This is a genomic window from Enterobacter sp. MGH 4 (assembly GCF_000534735.1).
Classification (GTDB): Bacteria; Pseudomonadota; Gammaproteobacteria; order Enterobacterales; family Enterobacteriaceae; genus Enterobacter; species Enterobacter intestinihominis.
Map to the genome: position 1 here is coordinate 2260613 of NZ_KI973289.1, position 17288 is coordinate 2277900.

General features: G+C 55.2%; 15 protein-coding genes, 1 other RNA gene and 2 pseudogenes. 6 read left to right on the forward strand and 12 right to left on the reverse strand.

All coding sequences use genetic code 11. From position 1 onward, the window contains the following. Nucleotides 1–188: 188 nt before the first annotated feature. An RNA gene (ffs, locus tag L350_RS23245) (signal recognition particle sRNA small type) lies at nucleotides 189–285 on the reverse strand. 170 nt (nucleotides 286–455) lie between these two features. Between ffs and L350_RS11715 the strand changes: the two genes are divergently transcribed. Then, entirely contained in the window at nucleotides 456–767 is a 312-nt protein-coding gene (locus L350_RS11715) for an MGMT family protein (RefSeq protein WP_022647260.1), read from the forward strand. 37 nt (nucleotides 768–804) lie between these two features. Here L350_RS11715 and L350_RS11710 read toward each other — a convergent pair whose 3' ends face one another. After that, nucleotides 805–1332 carry a YbaY family lipoprotein gene (locus tag L350_RS11710; RefSeq protein WP_022647259.1) on the reverse strand — a complete coding sequence of 176 codons (528 nt, stop codon included), beginning with the start codon at nucleotides 1330–1332 and terminating at the stop codon, nucleotides 805–807. Nucleotides 1333–1535: 203 nt separating this feature from the next. Between L350_RS11710 and tesB the strand changes: the two genes are divergently transcribed. Further along, on the forward strand, nucleotides 1536–2396 hold the full coding sequence (gene tesB, locus L350_RS11705; RefSeq protein ID WP_022647258.1) for an acyl-CoA thioesterase II: 861 nt from the start codon (nucleotides 1536–1538) through the stop codon (nucleotides 2394–2396). A 93-nt stretch (nucleotides 2397–2489) separates the two neighbouring features. Here tesB and amtB read toward each other — a convergent pair whose 3' ends face one another. From amtB to L350_RS11680, 5 genes are all read right to left on the reverse strand, one after another. Continuing rightward, nucleotides 2490–3776, reverse strand: coding sequence for an ammonium transporter AmtB (gene amtB, locus L350_RS11700; RefSeq protein ID WP_022647257.1), 1287 nt, complete (start codon nucleotides 3774–3776; stop codon nucleotides 2490–2492). Nucleotides 3777–3811: 35 nt separating this feature from the next. Then, complete coding sequence (gene glnK / locus L350_RS11695; protein WP_006809867.1) at nucleotides 3812–4150, reverse strand: P-II family nitrogen regulator; 339 nt, start codon at nucleotides 4148–4150, stop codon at nucleotides 3812–3814. Nucleotides 4151–4361: 211 nt separating this feature from the next. Beyond that, a complete protein-coding gene (locus L350_RS11690) occupies nucleotides 4362–6143 on the reverse strand; it encodes a SmdB family multidrug efflux ABC transporter permease/ATP-binding protein (RefSeq protein ID WP_032624739.1) in 1782 nt (593 codons plus the stop codon). Further along, the gene (locus L350_RS11685) at nucleotides 6136–7890 is read right to left on the reverse strand and encodes a SmdA family multidrug ABC transporter permease/ATP-binding protein (RefSeq protein WP_032624740.1); all 1755 of its coding nucleotides are present in this window, start codon (nucleotides 7888–7890) and stop codon (nucleotides 6136–6138) included. Before L350_RS11685 ends, L350_RS11690 begins: the two co-directional genes overlap by 8 nt. Before the next feature lie 30 nt (nucleotides 7891–7920). Then, nucleotides 7921–8379: an Lrp/AsnC family transcriptional regulator gene (locus tag L350_RS11680; RefSeq protein WP_022647254.1), complete on the reverse strand. Its 459-nt coding sequence runs from the start codon at nucleotides 8377–8379 to the stop codon at nucleotides 7921–7923. 115 nt (nucleotides 8380–8494) lie between these two features. Between L350_RS11680 and L350_RS11675 the strand changes: the two genes are divergently transcribed. Then, the gene (locus L350_RS11675) at nucleotides 8495–9541 is read left to right on the forward strand and encodes a PLP-dependent cysteine synthase family protein (RefSeq protein WP_023299455.1); all 1047 of its coding nucleotides are present in this window, start codon (nucleotides 8495–8497) and stop codon (nucleotides 9539–9541) included. Nucleotides 9542–9582: 41 nt separating this feature from the next. On the opposite strand, the gene cof is transcribed toward L350_RS11675, so the two are convergent. Further along, the gene (gene cof, locus L350_RS11670) at nucleotides 9583–10401 is read right to left on the reverse strand and encodes an HMP-PP phosphatase (RefSeq protein ID WP_032624741.1); all 819 of its coding nucleotides are present in this window, start codon (nucleotides 10399–10401) and stop codon (nucleotides 9583–9585) included. A gap of 101 nt (nucleotides 10402–10502) precedes the next feature. On the opposite strand from cof, the gene L350_RS11665 reads away from it, so the two are divergent. Both L350_RS11665 and queC read left to right on the forward strand, forming a co-directional pair. Further along, nucleotides 10503–12203, forward strand: a complete 1701-nt coding sequence (locus tag L350_RS11665) for an SgrR family transcriptional regulator (protein WP_032624742.1) — start codon at nucleotides 10503–10505, stop codon at nucleotides 12201–12203. Between the two features lie 66 nt (nucleotides 12204–12269). Further along, entirely contained in the window at nucleotides 12270–12965 is a 696-nt protein-coding gene (gene queC, locus L350_RS11660; protein WP_022647250.1) for a 7-cyano-7-deazaguanine synthase QueC, read from the forward strand. Between the two features lie 62 nt (nucleotides 12966–13027). Here the strand turns inward: queC and L350_RS11655 are convergent, their stop codons facing one another. Continuing rightward, nucleotides 13028–13426: a YbgC/FadM family acyl-CoA thioesterase gene (locus L350_RS11655; RefSeq protein ID WP_017694410.1), complete on the reverse strand. Its 399-nt coding sequence runs from the start codon at nucleotides 13424–13426 to the stop codon at nucleotides 13028–13030. Between the two features lie 97 nt (nucleotides 13427–13523). Continuing rightward, a pseudogene (locus L350_RS23250) lies at nucleotides 13524–13655 on the reverse strand (helix-hairpin-helix domain-containing protein); the annotation flags it as partial. 50 nt (nucleotides 13656–13705) lie between these two features. Here L350_RS23250 and L350_RS23255 point away from each other — a divergent pair. Further along, entirely contained in the window at nucleotides 13706–14857 is a 1152-nt protein-coding gene (locus tag L350_RS23255; protein ID WP_001254932.1) for an IS30-like element IS30 family transposase, read from the forward strand. Between the two features lie 9 nt (nucleotides 14858–14866). Here L350_RS23255 and L350_RS24665 read toward each other — a convergent pair. Both L350_RS24665 and ppiD read right to left on the reverse strand, forming a co-directional pair. Continuing rightward, a pseudogene (locus L350_RS24665) lies at nucleotides 14867–15127 on the reverse strand (competence protein ComEA); the annotation flags it as partial. Between the two features lie 148 nt (nucleotides 15128–15275). After that, complete coding sequence (gene ppiD, locus L350_RS11640) at nucleotides 15276–17147, reverse strand: peptidylprolyl isomerase (RefSeq protein WP_032624745.1); 1872 nt, start codon at nucleotides 17145–17147, stop codon at nucleotides 15276–15278. Between the last annotated feature and the right edge of the window lie 141 nt (nucleotides 17148–17288).

Genomic DNA, 17288 nt, shown 5'->3' on the forward strand with positions numbered 1-17288 from the left:
CAGATATATATTTTTTTGCTTATGACAACAAAAAGACGCCCGATAATAAAATGACAGTCTATTATTACAGGTTTATGACATTATTATTTCAGTTCAATGAAGGATATATTGCACGAACAAAATAGGCACATAATTGAGAAGGTTTATATAGGGGGGAAACTTCAGAGAAGAACACAAATGGGTGGGGGCCCTGCCAGCTACATCCCGGCACCCACGTCGTCTGCCCTGGCTGCTTCCTTCCGGACCTGACCTGGTGAACAGAGTAGCGTTGCGGGAGAACCAACAGAGCCCCCATTGAGAGCGTTGATAACCAACGCGCTGGCGCATTATCCCTGTGGAGCACCTCAATTGCAAGCCGCTGGCAACTGGATGCTGGATTATTGCGCAAACTGACCCGACAATCTTCTTTATCTTCGTATAACATTACCCTTCGCTGAATTCCCGCTGGAGAAACAATGGACGAACACGACTCTTTCCCACAGCGAGTGTGGCAAATCGTGGCCTCGATTCCGGAAGGCTGTGTTACGACCTATGGGGAAGTCGCCCGACTGGCGGGCTCTCCGCGCGCAGCGCGTCAGGTTGGCGGCGTGCTAAGAAGGCTTCCGGAGGGAAGTACGTTACCATGGCACCGGGTCGTTAATCGCCATGGTGCCATTTCCCTCACCGGGCCAGACTTGCAGCGCCAGCGTCAGGCATTACTCTCAGAAGGGGTACAGGTGTCCGGGACGGGACAGATAGATATGCAGAAGTATCGCTGGGAATACTGACGCCCTCTCCCGTCAAGATGAAGAGGGCGAAAGAAAGTTACAACTGTGTTGGCGGTGTAGGCAAGGTCGGCTGATTGGTCTGCGTTGCCACAGGCACTTCAGTCTGCTGCACCGGGACCAGGGTCAGGTCGATTTTGGTGCCCCCTTTGTTGACCGCTTCCTGCACGGTATCGGTGATAAAGACCAGCTTATCGTTGATCGTTACCGCCGCGCTCAGGAGGATACGCGCGTTAGGCTGAACGTCAGACGGGTTGTACGGCAGCACGAAGCTGAACGGCGCCTGTTTACCCTCTGTACGAACTGCACGCTGTGCAAGGACTTTAGACGGTGCATCCGCCAGAGACGCATCGGATAACGTGACCGTTAAAACCGCGTCAGGCGGCAGAGCGACTTTCTGTTTGATCCAGATGGTACCGGACACGTTAGGCTGTCGAATAGCTTGCTGTGAAAGGGTGTTAATCCCGTTTGGGGTCGCCGTTGGTACCGCTACATCGGCACTCTTATCCGCACAGGCGGACAACGCCACCGCCATTGCAACACCGCTTAACATAGGCACGAGTTTCATTGAAGTCTCCTTATCATCAATGCACCGGCGGGATCGATCCCATCCGATGTCGTTTTATTCACATAACGTAAACAAGTGTGGCACAAATCACGGATTTATGCCTAATTTTGCCCAGGTATTAAGATAATTCTACCCATCGGACCACTATCGTTTCTGCGTTATACTCAGCGTATCTTTCGCCACGGCGTTTATTGAGGACCACTATGAGTCAGGCACTGAACAATCTGCTGACATTGCTGAACCTGGAAAAAATAGAAGAAGGGCTTTTTCGCGGACAGAGCGAAGATTTAGGCTTACGCCAGGTTTTTGGGGGCCAGGTCGTGGGGCAAGCGCTATATGCCGCTAAGGAGACCGTTCCGGCAGACCGTCTGGTGCACTCATTCCACAGCTACTTTTTACGCCCCGGTGACAGCGCTAAACCGATTGTGTACGACGTGGAAGTTCTGCGTGACGGCCAAAGCTTCAGCGCTCGCCGTGTGGCGGCCATCCAGCATGGGAAACCCATCTTCTACATGACCGCCTCCTTCCAGGCGCCAGAGCCGGGCTATGAGCATCAAAAACAGATGCCGTCCGCCCCATCGCCGGACGATCTGAAATCGGAAACCGAAATTGCCCGCGCACTCGCACATCTACTGCCGCCGCAGGTAAAAGAGAAGTTTCTGTGCGATAAACCGCTGGAGATCCGCCCGGTCGAATTTCATAACCCAATGAAGGGGCATACTGCTGAGCCCACCCGCCAGGTGTGGATCCGCGCCAACGGCAGCGTACCGGCAGACTTGCGCGTGCATCAGTATCTGCTGGGTTATGCGTCGGATTTCAACTTCCTGCCGGTTGCGCTACAGCCGCACGGCGTGGGATTCCTGGAAAAAGGGATGCAGGTCGCCACGATTGACCATTCCATGTGGTTCCATCGTCCTTTCGACATGAACGAGTGGCTGCTTTACAGCGTAGAAAGTACCTCTGCGTCCAGCGCACGCGGTTTTGTTCGCGGGGAGTTTTACACCCAGGATGGTGTGCTGGTGGCTTCTACCGTGCAGGAAGGTGTGATGCGTAATCGCGGGTGAGGTAAAAAGCCCGGTCGCTACGCTTACCGGGCCTGCAAATTTCACTTTTTCAGGCCGGGTAAGGCGAAGCCACCACCCGGCAAGGCACTCAAATTATGCGTTGTACGCATTCTCGCCGTGGCTGTTGACGTCCAGACCTTCGCGCTCCTGCTCTTCCGGTACGCGCAGCCCCACGGTCATATCGGCCAGCTTGTAGCCGATAAAGGCTACAACGCCCGACCAGACAACCGTAATCGCGATACTTTCAAGCTGGACCAGCACCTGATGCATCATGGTCACGCCTTCAGCATAACCCACGCCGCCCAAAGATTGTGCAGCAAAGATACCGGTCATGATACAGCCGATAATGCCGCACACACCGTGTACGCCGAATACATCACACGGATCGTCAACGCGCAGAATACGTTTCAGTGCGGTAACGCCCCACAGCCCCGCCAGACCCGCGACGATACCGATCAGCAATGCGCCGCCCACGCCCACGTAACCGCATGCTGGCGTAATACCTACCAGACCGGCAATCGCCCCAGAACAGGCACCCAGCAGGGATGGCTTGCCGCGAACGGCCCACTCGCCAAATACCCATGAGAGGATGGCCCCGGCAGTTGCCACCACGGTATTCACGAAGGCCAGCGCGGCGATTTCGTTAGCGGCGCTGGCTGAACCTGCGTTGAAGCCGAACCAGCCAAAGTAGAGGATGGCGGTGCCGGTAAAGACCATCGGCAGGTTGTGCGGCTTAAATGCTTCTTTCCCGAAGCCCACGCGCTTGCCAATCAGGTATGCGCCTACCAGGCCGGCTACGGCGGCGTTGATGTGAACAACGGTGCCGCCCGCAAAGTCCAGAGCGCCATGGGAAGCCAACAGACCACCGCCCCAGACCATATGCGCAATCGGGACATAGGAGAGCGTCAGCCAGACCACCACGAAAATCAGTACCGCTGAGAAGCGGATACGCTCAGCCAGCGCGCCCACAATCAGCCCCACGGTGATGCACGCGAATGAGCCCTGGAACGCGACATGAATATACTGATAGAAGCTGCCCATTACCGCGGTCAGTTCGATATTTTTCAGCATCGCCCAGTTAACGTTGCCGAAGAAGGCGTTACCCTCCCCGAAGGCCAGCGAGTAACCGTAAACCACCCACAGCACGCACACCAGCGCGAACGTGACGGCAACCTGCGTCAGCATGGAGAGTACGTTCTTGCCGCGGATCAGGCCTCCGTAAAACAGCGCGATCCCCGGAATCGTCATGAACAGCACCAGCGCGGTGCAAATCATCATAAAGGCATTATCGGCTTTGTCTGCCACAGCAGGTGCAGCCATTGCCAGGCCCGGCAGCAGTGCCAGCGAACCCAGACCTGTTTTCATTGTTGCTTTCATCATTTTCTCGATCCCTATCACTGTGTGCCAGGAGTTACTTACAACGCCGCTTCGTCAGATTCGCCGGTACGGATGCGAATGACGCGCTGTAGTTCGGCAACGAAAATTTTGCCGTCGCCAATTTTTCCGGTGTAGGCCGCTTTGCTGACGACATCAATCACCTCATCAAGCTGATCGTCGGCAATCGCCACATCAATCTTCACTTTTGGCAGGAAGTTAACGCTGTATTCCGCCCCGCGATAAAGCTCGGCATGACCTTTCTGACGCCCAAAGCCTTTCACTTCGGTGACAGTCAGCCCCTGAATACCCATGGAAGACAGCGCTTCACGCACGTCTTCGAGTTTGAATGGTTTGATTACCACCGTAACCAGCTTCATATATCCCCTCCAGTCAGAATTCGGTAATGGCCGCAGCTAACACGAGAGGGATATTGCAAAGGGTGTGCCAGAAGTGAAATGTGAGGAGGAAAGCGCCGCGGCGCGCATGCGCCGCGAAGGGGTGAAAAAAAACGCACCATGGCAGTGCAGGGTGCGTTTCAGTTTTGCACCAACGGTTAAGACTGTTAGCGCATTGCCTTGTTATGGTGCATCAGGCGCTGAGCGACTCCTCCTCGCGCACGCTGGCGGCCAGCTCGTCGCCTGCCAGCTGCAACTGATACATCTGCCAGTAGCGTCCTTTCGCCTCGAGCAGCGCTTTGTGCGTACCCCGTTCAACGGCCTGGCCACGGTGCAGCACCAGAATGGTATCGGCATCGACGATCGTTGAGAGGCGGTGAGCGATCACCACCAGCGTAGTGCGATCCCGCACGGCAGCCAGCGCCAGCTGGATCGCCTGTTCGGTACCGGAGTCGATGCTTGCGGTCGCTTCATCCAGAATCAACACCTGCGGCGTCTCAATCAGCACGCGCGCCAGCGCCAGGAGCTGCTTTTGCCCGACAGAGAGGTTATTGCCTTGCTCGCCCAACCGGGTATTGATCCCCTCGCTTAACCCGCGCGCCAGATCTGCCAGCTGCACCGTTTCCAGCACCTCCCATACCTGCTCAGGCGTGAAAGATCGTCCCAGCGTCACGTTGGCATAAAAGGTATCCGCCAGCACTACCGGATCCTGCTGCACCATCGCGACGCCTTTACGCAACGCGTTGTGGCTAAGCGCGGAAAGAGGCCGTCCATCCAGACGGATCTCCCCCTGCGTCAACGGATAGTAGCCCATCAGCAAACTGGCGAGCGTGCTTTTGCCGCTGCCGGTATGCCCAACCAGTGCGACAAAACCGCGCGACGGTACCTCGAGGTTGATATCCTGCAAGACAAGCTGATCGTCGCGGTAGGCAAACGAGACATGATCAAACGCTATGGATCCACTTTCCAGCGGACGTTCATCATCGCCATAGGTCTGACGCGGCCTGTCCATCAGCTCAAACACACGCTCACCCGCGACTACCGCCTGTTGCAGCATCGATTGCTGCGTAGTGAGTTCAATCAGCGGTTCGTTAAGACGGCCAAGGTAACTGATAAACGCGTACAGCACTCCCACCTCAATGGTTCCACGCGTCGTCAGGCCAAACAGCATCAACATCCCGCACAGCACCAGCGCAGAGAAGAGGCTCAGCAGCGGGCGTAACAGGAAGCCGTCCAGACGTAACGTCTGCATCCGCGCCATATAGTGCGAACGGCTGGCTTCTCCCATCCGCTCGCCAAAACGCGCCTGCTGGCGAAACTGCTGGATAACGCTCATGCCGTTGATCACTTCGTTGAAGCCATCATTGATGTCTGCAAGGTAAGCGCGCACGCGACGAACAATCGGCGTGCTGTAGCGCTGGTAAATTACCATCACAATCAGCACCGCCGGGAAAATAGAGATCGCCACCAGCGCCATCCGCCAGTCCAGACTGAACATCGCCACCAGCATCGCGCCAATCAATGCGGCACTGCGCAGAACCGTTGCGACAACGGTCACATAAAGGTCGCGGATCACCTCGGTGTCATTGGTGACGCGCGAAATAACCTGCCCGACCGGCTGGGTATCAAACTCGCTCAGCGGCTGGCGCAGCGCGGCATCCATCACATCCGTGCGTAGCTGCTGGACCACGCCCACGGCGGCCCGGTTAAACAGCAGCGACTGCGCATAGTGCAGCCCCGCCGCCGTCAGCTGTAGCCCGACATACGCCACACCCAGCCCCGCCACCAGCCCCAGCGGCAGATAGCTTTTCGCCACCATGTTATCGATAAAATAGCTGATAAGCAGCGGACCGGTCACCTCCGCAATCGCGGCGATCCACAGTAACAGTACGGCGATGGAAAGCGGTTTGCGCCACGGTGAGCCATAGGCGAGCAGCCGTTTTAACGTCGGCCACATCTGTCCAAACTTACGCATCGGTGACCTCCTCATCCAGCGCAGCTTCAAGCTGTTGATAGCGGTACATATCCCGATACCAGCCGGCCTGCCCGGCAAGCTGCTCATGCTGACCACGCTGAGCAATATGCCCGTGCTGAAGCACCAGAATTTCACTGGCTTCGGTAAGGGCCGACAGACGGTGCGCGCTGATGATGACCGTGCGCCCCTCCCCCCACTGGCGAAGGTTATGCAGAATTTGATGCTCGGTACGTCCATCAACCGCGGACAGCGCATCATCCAGAATCAGGATCTCAGCGTCCAGCAGCAGCGCGCGGGCAATAGAGATACGCTGTTTTTGTCCACCGGAGAGCATAACGCCCCGCTCACCCACTTCTGTGTCGTAGCCCTGTGGCAGGCGCAGAATATCCTCATGGACGCTGGCTAAGCGCGCCACATGCTCGATCTGGTCCTGTGTCGCCGTCGGGCACCCGAGCGCGATATTGTTGGCTATGGTGTCTGAAAACAAAAACGGCGTCTGGCTGACGACCGCCAGGCGGCTGCGCCAGTCATCCAGCAGCAGACGTGGCAGGGGGACGTCATGGAAACGGATATCGCCTTCGCTCACGTCAAAATGGCGCTGAATCAGTGACAGAATGGTGCTTTTACCGGAGCCCGTCGGGCCGCAGATGCCCAGCATCTGACCAGGACGCAGCGTGAAACTGACGTTTTCAAGCACCGGATGTTCCGTTTGCGGGTAGATAAAGACGCGGATATCAGCCTTCAGAACACCCGGACCTTCCGGTACCGGCTCGCTGCCATCGTTCACTACCGGCACTTCCGCCAGCATGGCGCGGATACGGCTGTAGGCGGCGCTCCCACGTTCAACGATGTTAAACATCCAGGCCAGCGCCAGCATCGGCCAAATCATCAGCCCGAGGTACATCGCAAAGCTGGTTAACTGCCCGAGGGTCATGGTGCCTCGCACCACCATCCAGCTGCCGCCGCCCACCGCCAGCAGGTTCGCCATGCCAATCGCAATATAAATTGTCGGATCAAAGCGGGCGTCTATACGCGCCACGCGCATGTTTTTCGCACCGGTATCGGCGGCGTCGGCCGCAAACAGCGCGGACTGCCTGTCTTCCAGACCAAACGCTTTGATCATGCGGATGCTGGTCATGCTCTCCTGGGTGCGATCGTTTAACGACGAGAACGCCGCCTGCGCCAGCTTAAAGCGTTCATGGAGCTGCTCGCCGTAGCGGTTAATCGCCAGCGCCATCAGCGGCATCGGCAGCAACGCCAGCAGCGTGAGCTCCCAGCTAATTTGCGTAGACATCACAATCAGTACCGCACAGCCCATCACCAGGGAATCCACCAGCGTTAACACCCCTTCACCGGCGGCAAACACCACACGGTCCACATCGTTAGTGGCGCGGGCGATGAGATCCCCGGTACGGTGACGCAGATAAAACTCAGGGTGCTGGCGGCTCAGCTGGCGGTAAAAGTCCTCGCGCAGCTCAACGGCAAGCTGATAGGACGCGCCGAACAGCAGCACGCGCCAGACATAACGCAGCAGGTAAACCACCACGGCCGTCAACACCAGCGTACCGACCCACATCATCACCCGTGCGGCGGTGTAATGTTGTTCCGTAACACCATCCACGACGTATCCCACCACTTTGGGCGGGATCAGTTGCAAAATGGCAATGATAATAAGCAGGGCCACCGCGCCGAGGTAGCGTTGCCACTCCCGACGAAAGTACCAGCTTATTTGGGCAAATAATCGCACGCGGTCTTTTCCTGAAGATATTTTATGAAGTTATTCAATGGGTAACGCTGTGGTGTATTTAATCTGTTCCATGGCGAAACTGGAGGTGACATCGGACAAGCCCGGTACGCTATTGACCAGCCGCTTGTAAAAATCATCGTAGCGCTTCATGTCTGCCACCTGAACACGCATCAGATAGTCGTATTCCCCCGCCATGCGCCAGAAGCCGAGCACCTCGGGCATGTCGGAAACCTGGGTGACGAAGCGGCTGTACCATTCGCTGCTGTGATGCTGCGTTTTTATCAGGACGAAGGCGGTCAGTCCAAGCCCCAGTTTTTCGGGGTCCAGCAGCGCCACACGTCCCAGCAGAATGCCATCGTCTTCCAGCTTCTTGAGGCGCTTCCAGCACGGTGTGGTGGTCAGATTAACGGCATCTGCCAGCGCCTGCAAAGAGAGGGTGCAGTCGCTTTGCAGCAAAGAAAGCAGCTTGCGGTCAATTTTATCTAGCATATCCACCTCCCAGAGAAAATTATTCTCCTTACATTCTATTTTAAAGGCCAGATAGCAACAATTTTTTCTGTGCTTTTCGCTATGCTGGGCACAAAATGACAAACGGATAACTACGATGAATAGCACCTGGGTTAAACATGCCATCAGCGAAATAAATGCCGACTATCAGCGCTCGGCAGATACCCATTTGATCCGCCTGCCTTTGCCTGGATTTCCCGGCATTCAGCTTTACCTGAAGGATGAAAGTACCCATCCTACCGGCAGCCTGAAGCATCGCCTGGCGCGTTCACTCTTTTTATACGGTTTATGTAACGGCTGGATTAAAGAAGGCACCACGATTATTGAATCGTCGTCCGGATCAACTGCCGTCTCAGAGGCCTACTTTGCCCGCCTGCTGGGCCTGCCGTTTATCGCTGTGATGCCCTCCTGCACGGCGAAACGTAAAGTTGAACAGATCGAATTTTACGGCGGACGCTGCCACTTTGTGGAAAGCGCCTGCGAAATATATGCGGCCTCCGAAATGCTGGCCCGCGAACTAAATGGTCACTATATGGACCAGTTCACCTTCGCCGAGCGCGCCACCGACTGGCGCGGCAATAATAACATTGCGGACAGCATTTTCCGCCAGATGACCCACGAGCCACATCCCGTCCCCTCTTACATTGTCATGAGCGCGGGCACGGGCGGAACCTCCGCCACCATCGGACGTTATATCCGCTGTCAGGGTTATGATACGCAGCTGATGGTGGTTGACCCTCAGAACTCGGTGTTCCTTGATTACTGGCAATCTCGCGATGCCAGCCTGCGCAGCCCTGTGGGGAGCAAGATCGAAGGAATTGGTCGCCCGCGCGTCGAACCCTCGTTCATTCCGGACGTTGTGGATGAGATGCTCCGCGTGCCGGACGCCGCCAGCGTCGCGACGGCGCACTGGCTGGAGACACAGCTTGGCCGTAAGGTCGGAGCCTCTACCGGCACCAATATGTGGGGGGCGCTACAACTGGCCGCGAGAATGCGTGAAGAAGGCCTTAGCGGCTCTGTCGTCACGCTGCTGTGCGACAGCGGGGAGCGCTACCTGGACACCTATTACAACGCAGAATGGGTGCAGGCCAATATTGGCGATGTTGAGCCGTGGAAAGCGCAGATTTTGCATCTGGTGAAATAAAAAAAAGCCAGGCTTTAGCCTGGCTTGCTGGAAGGATCTCGCTATTCGGGGGAATATGGGAGGTTATTTTTGTCCAGCCAATGCGTCAAAAAATGGGACACCGCTTCGTTACGACAGTGTCCGATAACCGGTAAATGCGGGAGCGCGGCGATAAGTTGCGGCATCGCGTTCCCCATAATCAGACCACGGCCTACGCTGCTCAGCATCTCGTGGTCGTTCATGGCGTCACCAAAGGCCATACAGTCCTGCATCGTCAGCCCCAGACGATCGCTCAGCACCGCCAGCGCAGATCCTTTGTTACAGCCCACCGGCAGCACTTCAAGACAGTCCACCGCCGAGAAGGTCAGGTGCGCCCGGTCACCCAGCGCCTCGTTAAGCTGAATACGCAGGCGGCAGAGATCGTCGTGATCGCCGCAGAAGCAGATCTTGGTTACCTTGTGTGCCGGAATGCGGTGCAAATCGATGAGCTGATATTTAAAGCCGCTGTAAACGTGAGCGTGCAGCAAGGCCGGGATCTCACGCCCGGTAAACCAGCCTTCATCGTTAAAAACATGCACGCTGGCCTGCGTATCCCAGGTGCTGTGCAGGACGATGTCCGCCACTTCCGGATCCAGATCCTGACGGTGCAGCACATCGCCCTCGACGGAGTGAATGCGCGTCCCGTTGCCGGTGATCAGGAACGCATCGAGGGCAAATGTTCCCAGCAGATGGCGCATCTCCAGCACATGACGACCAGTGGCAAACGTCAGGGTGACTTCACGCTCGCGCAGGCGCTTAAGTGTGTTCAGGGTTTTCTCCCCTAAACGGTGATCCGGCATTAACAGCGTGCCGTCCATATCAAATGCAGCGAGCCGAGCCATAATTACTCCCGAAATGTGATGCAGTTAACTTGTGCATCAGTATTACGTGAGATATACGGAAGTAATAGTGAATAGATGATAATTATTGTTCCGGGTTTTTCATGCGCCAGCTTAACCGTCTTAACCAGTATCAGCGTCTGTGGCACCCCTCCGCCGGCGCAACGCAGCAGGTGACCATCAGTGAACTTGCCAGCCGCTGCTTTTGCAGCGAGCGACATGTACGCACCCTGCTGCGCCAGGCGCAGGAGGCGGGCTGGCTAAGCTGGAACGCCCGCTCCGGACGAGGAAAGCGTGGGGAATTACGCTTTCACGTCACCCCGGATTCGTTGCGTAATACGATGATGGAAGAGGCCCTGAAAAGTGGACAGCAGCACAACGCGCTGGAGCTGGCCCAGCTCGCGCCTGAAGATTTGCGATCGCTGCTGCATCCGTTTATGGGCGGGCAATGGCAGAACGATACGCCGACGCTGCGTATTCCCTACTATCGCTCGCTGGAGCCGCTTCAGCCGGGGTTTCTCCCTGGCCGGGCGGAGCAGCATCTGGCGGGACAGGTATTCTCTGGTTTGATGCGTTTTAATGGTAACAGCAGTGAACCCACGGGCGATCTGGCGCATCACTGGGAAGTCTCTGCTGACGGCCTGCGTTGGCATTTCTACATACGCTCCACCCTGCACTGGCATAACGGCGATAAAATAGAGACGGCACAGCTCAGGCAAAGCCTGACGGCGCTGCTATCGCAGCCCGGCATGGACACGCTTTTCCGCAGCGTCTTACGTATCGAAACCACGCATCCGCAAAGCCTGACGTTTATTCTGCATCAACCTGACTATTGGCTGGCGCACAGGCTGGCAACCTACTGTAGCCGTCTGGCGCATCCTGATTACCCCGTGGTGGGCAGCGGTCCCTTTCGGCTGAGCGTTTTTGAGCCTGAACTGGTGCGTCTGGAAAGCCACGAGCAGTATCATCTTGGCCATCCGTTGCTTAAGGCTATCGAGTACTGGATCACGCCCCAGCTTTTTGACTACAGTCTGGGCACCAGCTGTCGCCACCCGGTGCAAATCGCCATTGGCGAGGCCGACGAGCTGGCCAGCCTGCGGCTGGTGAGTAACAGCACCAGTCTGGGCTTCTGCTACCTCACGCTGAAACAAAGTCCGCGTCTGAGCGAACTTCAGGCAAAGCGGCTGATTAATATCATTCATCTCTCAACGCTGCTGCACACGCTTCCCCTGAACGAAGGGCTCATCACTCCTACCGAGGAACTGCTTCCCGGCTGGGCGATCCCCCAGTGGACTGATTTAACCGACGTTGTGCTGCCAGAGGCATTGACGCTTGTCTACCACCTGCCGGTTGAGCTTCACACCATGGCCAGTCAGTTAAAAGCATACCTTGCGCGGCAGGGGTGTGAACTGACCGTCATCTTTCACGACGCCAAGACGTGGGACGGTTGCCAGCAGCTTGCCGATGCAGACATCATGATGGGAGACAGACTGATTGGCGAAGCGCCAGCGTACACCCTTGAGCAATGGCTCCGCTGCGATGCGCTCTGGCCGCATCTGTTGAGCGCACCGGCATACGCCCATTTGCAGGCCACGCTGGATGCGGTGCAGACGCAGGCCGACGAACGTGACCGACACGCAGGACTTCAGGCTATCTTCAGCCGATTAATGGAGACAGCCGTCCTGACACCGCTCTTTAACTACCAGTATCAAATCAGCGCTCCTCCGGGCGTCAACGGAATACGCCTTAACACTCGCGGCTGGTTTGACTTCACCGAAGCCTGGCTTCCTCCACCAAACGCGTGAAGAAGCTGGTCGCCGCTTTAGCCAGGCGTTAACATGACGCTTTTACCGTAACTGTCGAGATGATCTATGAAACGTGCCGTCGTCGTGTTCAGCGGAGGACAAGATTCCACAACCTGCCTGATTCAGGCACTTCACCAGTATGATGAAGTGCATTGCGTCACTTTTGATTATGGTCAGCGTCATCGCGCTGAAATCGATGTCGCTCGTGAACTGGCCCTCAAACTGGGCGCCCGCGCTCATAAAGTGCTGGACGTGACGCTGTTAAATGAACTGGCCGTCAGCAGCCTCACCCGCGACAGCATTCCGGTTCCTGATTACGAACCGGATGCCAGCGGCATTCCGAATACTTTCGTACCTGGGCGTAATATTCTCTTCCTGACCCTGACGGCAATCTATGCCTACCAGGTGAAAGCCGAAGCGGTGATCACGGGCGTATGTGAGACCGACTTCTCTGGCTACCCGGACTGTCGGGATGAATTCGTGAAAGCACTCAATCACGCCGTCGATCTGGGTATGGCAAAAGAGACCCGCTTCGAAACGCCGCTGATGTGGCTGGATAAAGCCGAAACCTGGGCGCTGGCCGACTACTGGGGCAAGCTGGATATCGTTCGCAACGAGACCCTGACCTGCTACAACGGCATTAAAGGGGACGGCTGCGGGCAGTGTGCCGCCTGTAACCTGCGCGCGAACGGTCTGAATCATTATCTTGCGGATAAAGCGGGCGTGATGGCCGCGATGCAGAAAAAGACCGGTCTGAAATAAGGGCTAACTGTCCGCGCTGTCGTACAACAGGAGTCGACAGCGCGGGCATTCCTGAATATTACTTATGCGATCATCAGCTCCAGCTTTTCGCGCAACTCCCCTTCCAGCGGCAACGCTTTCTGGGTTTTGAGATCGATACAGACAAAGGTGATCAGCGCATCGGCCACCACCTGCCCTTCTGGCTCAAGCGTGACGACCTGGCTCAATACACCACTTTTGCCATTCAGTTGTTGGACCTCACTGGTCACGGTGAGCACATCCCCAAGCACAGCCGGGCGGCGGTAGTTAATGTTGATGTTGACGACCACAAACGCGATGTTGTGTGCGGTCAGCCACTGGAAGCTTTCGCTGTTCTCCAGGCCATCCCAGCGCGCCTCTTCAAGAAATTCAAGGTAGCGGGCGTTATTGACGTGCTGGTAAACATCGAGGTGATAACCACGGACTTTGATTTGTGTCTGCATAGCGCAATAGCCTTTCGTTGTTATAGGTTCAGAGGTCATAACTGGTATGACCTCTTTATCCTGGCAAATTTTTGCCGCAGTGCAAGTGATTACGCGATTACAGCGTCAGGTGTGCGAGATTGCGCTCAACCAGCGCGCTGCCCATACCCGGCACCTGCTTGAGATCGTCAAGGGTTTTAAAAGGACCGTACTCCTCGCGGTAGCTAACAATGGCCTGTGTAGATTCAATTGGTCAACGCAACAGTTATGTGAAAACATGGGGTTGCGGAGGTTTTTTGAATGAGACGAACATTTACAGCAGAGGAAAAAGCCTCTGTTTTTGAACTATGGAAGAACGGAACAGGCTTCAGTGAAATAGCGAATATCCTGGGTTCAAAACCCGGAACGATCTTCACTATGTTAAGGGATACTGGCGGCATAAAACCCCATGAGCGTAAGCGGGCTGTAGCTCACCTGACACTGTCTGAGCGCGAGGAGATACGAGCTGGTTTGTCAGCCAAAATGAGCATTCGTGCGATAGCTACTGCGCTGAATCGCAGTCCTTCGACGATCTCACGTGAAGTTCAGCGTAATCGGGGCAGACGCTATTACAAAGCTGTTGATGCTAATAACCGAGCCAACAGAATGGCGAAAAGGCCAAAACCGTGCTTACTGGATCAAAATTTACCATTGCGAAAGCTTGTTCTGGAAAAGCTGGAGATGAAATGGTCTCCAGAGCAAATATCAGGATGGTTAAGGCGAACAAAACCACGTCAAAAAACGCTGCGAATATCACCTGAGACAATTTATAAAACGCTGTACTTTCGTAGCCGTGAAGCGCTACACCACCTGAATATACAGCATCTGCGACGGTCGCATAGCCTTCGCCATGGCAGGCGTCATACCCGCAAAGGCGAAAGAGGTACGATTAACATAGTGAACGGAACACCAATTCACGAACGTTCCCGAAATATCGATAACAGACGCTCTCTGGGGCATTGGGAGGGCGATTTAGTCTCAGGTACAAAAAACTCTCATATAGCCACACTTGTAGACCGAAAATCACGTTATACGATCATCCTTAGACTCAGGGGCAAAGATTCTGTCTCAGTAAATCAGGCTCTTACCGACAAATTCCTGAGTTTACCGTCAGAACTCAGAAAATCACTGACATGGGACAGAGGAATGGAACTGGCCAGACATCTAGAATTTACTGTCAGCACCGGCGTTAAAGTTTACTTCTGCGATCCTCAGAGTCCTTGGCAGCGGGGAACAAATGAGAACACAAATGGGCTAATTCGGCAGTACTTTCCTAAAAAGACATGTCTTGCCCAATATACTCAACATGAACTAGATCTGGTTGCTGCTCAGCTAAACAACAGACCGAGAAAGACACTGAAGTTCAAAACACCGAAAGAGATAATTGAAAGGGGTGTTGCATTGACAGATTGAATCTACATGGGCTTTTTTAAGTCCCACACCGTTCATCACGCGCGCGAGCTCTTCTGCCGATGCCGAATTGATGCTGACTCGCGTACCGTCATCCTCTGCACTTTTACCGGCCTCAGTCGCTTTTGATTGCGTATGAGCCTGCGCAGCTGAGTCTGTTTTGGTCTGTGCAGCCTGCGCTTTAGCCGAGGGCGACGCCGCCAGCGCTCCCGCACTCATCCCGGAAGTGGCAATAGCCAGTGTAATTAACAGTGCTTTGATTCCACATTTCATGCTGTTTTCTCCTTGTTTGTTGACAGCCACGCCACGATAGCCGTACGAGAAAACAGGGACAAACAGCAGATTGCAGAAATGGAAAAGGCCGCGAAAGCGGCCTTTAGTTTTTGCAGAGCGTTACGAAAATCTGCGAGCAGGTACGTAATTATTGCTCCTGAGTGACCACATCACCCAGCTTGATTTTGGCTTCTTTACGCAGGTTGCTCATCAACGCTTCGAAAGCAATCTGGGCATTGTTCTGGGTAATTCCCTGAACCATGGCCTTCTTCTGCGCGTCTGGCAGCGTGCCGGCTTTCACTTCATCCAGCGCCAGAACCACCACGTTACCCTGCATATCGGTCGTGGTGCCAAAGACAGGTTTGTCTTTCGCCGGCAGGCTCAGACCAAACGCCGCCTGGCTGACAGGATCCTGACCGGTACGGCTCAGCGTTTTGGCTTCGCCAAAGCTCAGGCCAGCCGCTTTCAGCGCATCGTTCTTACCGGCTTTCAGGTCGGCCAGAATTTTCTCTGCATCCAGTTTTGCCTGCTGTGCCGCTTTGTTGTGTTTCACCAGCGCCACCACCTGATCTTTCACTTCCTCCAGGGGCTTCACTGCCTCGGCTTTATGCTCGCTGACGCGCAGTACGAACGCACGGTCACCGTCAACGGTAATGATGTCTGAGTTGCTGCCCGGCGTACCGTTCTCACCTACCAGACCACCATTGAAAATGGCATCTGAAACCGGTTTGAAGTTCAGTTCTTCCGGCAGATTTTCATGGCTGAACCAGCCCGTCTCAACCGCTTTCACGCCAGCAGCCTGCTCAGCGCCCGCCAGTGATTCGTTGTCGTTGCTTGCGGCATCGCTCACTTTCTGTTGCAGAGCATAGAAGGCGTCCAGCGCTTTCTCCTGCTTCACTTTCGCAGCGATATCATCACGAACGTCAGCCAGCGGCTTGGTTTTCGCCGCCACGACATCGTCCAGACGCGCCACCAGGAAGCCAACGGAGGATTTGATTACACCAGACAGTTGGCCTTTCTCTTTAAGACCCGCATTTTTCAGCTCGTCCGGGGTAGTGGAATCTTCCAGCCAGCCCATATCACCACCGTTTTTGGCAGAAATAATGTCGGTGGATTTTGCTTTCGCCACGGTCGCGAAATCAGCGCCTTTGTTCAGCTCGTCCAGCACGGCTTTTGCTTCTGCTTCCGTTTTGGTCTGGATCACGCTGTAACGGTTACGCTGCGGCTGAGTGAACTGATCCTGATGCTGGTCGTAATAAGACTGGATCTCGGCGTCAGTCGCGTTTTTCTGCATCGCAGCTGCATCCAGCTTGATATAGCTTACGCGGAACTGTTCAGGAGAGATGAAGTTGTTCTTGTTTTGCTCATAGTAAGCATTAACTTCAGCGTCGCTAACCTGCTGTTTCGCCGCCAGTGCATTGACATCAATCGTCGCTTCACGCACCACGCGTTGCTGAGCCACCAGTGCCGCCAGCGCTTCAGTTTCGCCTTTCAGCATGAAATCGGTGCCCACCACCGCGTTGATCAGCTGTTGCGTGGTCAACTGGTTACGCAGCGCCTGTGCGTACTGGTCAGCCGTCATCCCCATCTGGTTAACAATGCTGTTGTAACGCGCGTTGTCGAACTTCCCATTAGACTGGAAAGCCTGCGTCGAGAAGATGGCTTTTTTAACCTGCTCATCGCTGATGCCCAGACCGAGGCTTTTCGCGTACTGGTCCAGCAGCGCTTCGTCGATAAGGCGGTTCAGCGTCTGCTGACGCAGGTTTTTCATATAGCCTTCGTTGGCTGCAAGTTCAGAGTATTGGTCGCCCAGCTGTTGCTGCATGCGGTTACGTTCACCAGCAAAAGCGTTCTCGAACTGCCCACGGCTAATTTCCTGGCCATTCACTTTTGCGGCGTAGTTCGCGCCACCGCCGATGAGGTAACTACTCACACCGGTCAATATGAACGACACGATAATGATACCGAAAATAATCTTGAGCACGAGACTGTTAGCAGCCGTGCGTAAGCTGTCCATCATGGTGTAACAACACTCCGCTGTAGGTGACTGGTTACCTGACGCTGACGGAAAATCCTGACCGTCGCGCGTAAAGGCGTATTGTGACAAGAAAACAGGGCAATTGTCAGCCCACAACTCGCATAAACTCGCACAAATCAGGTC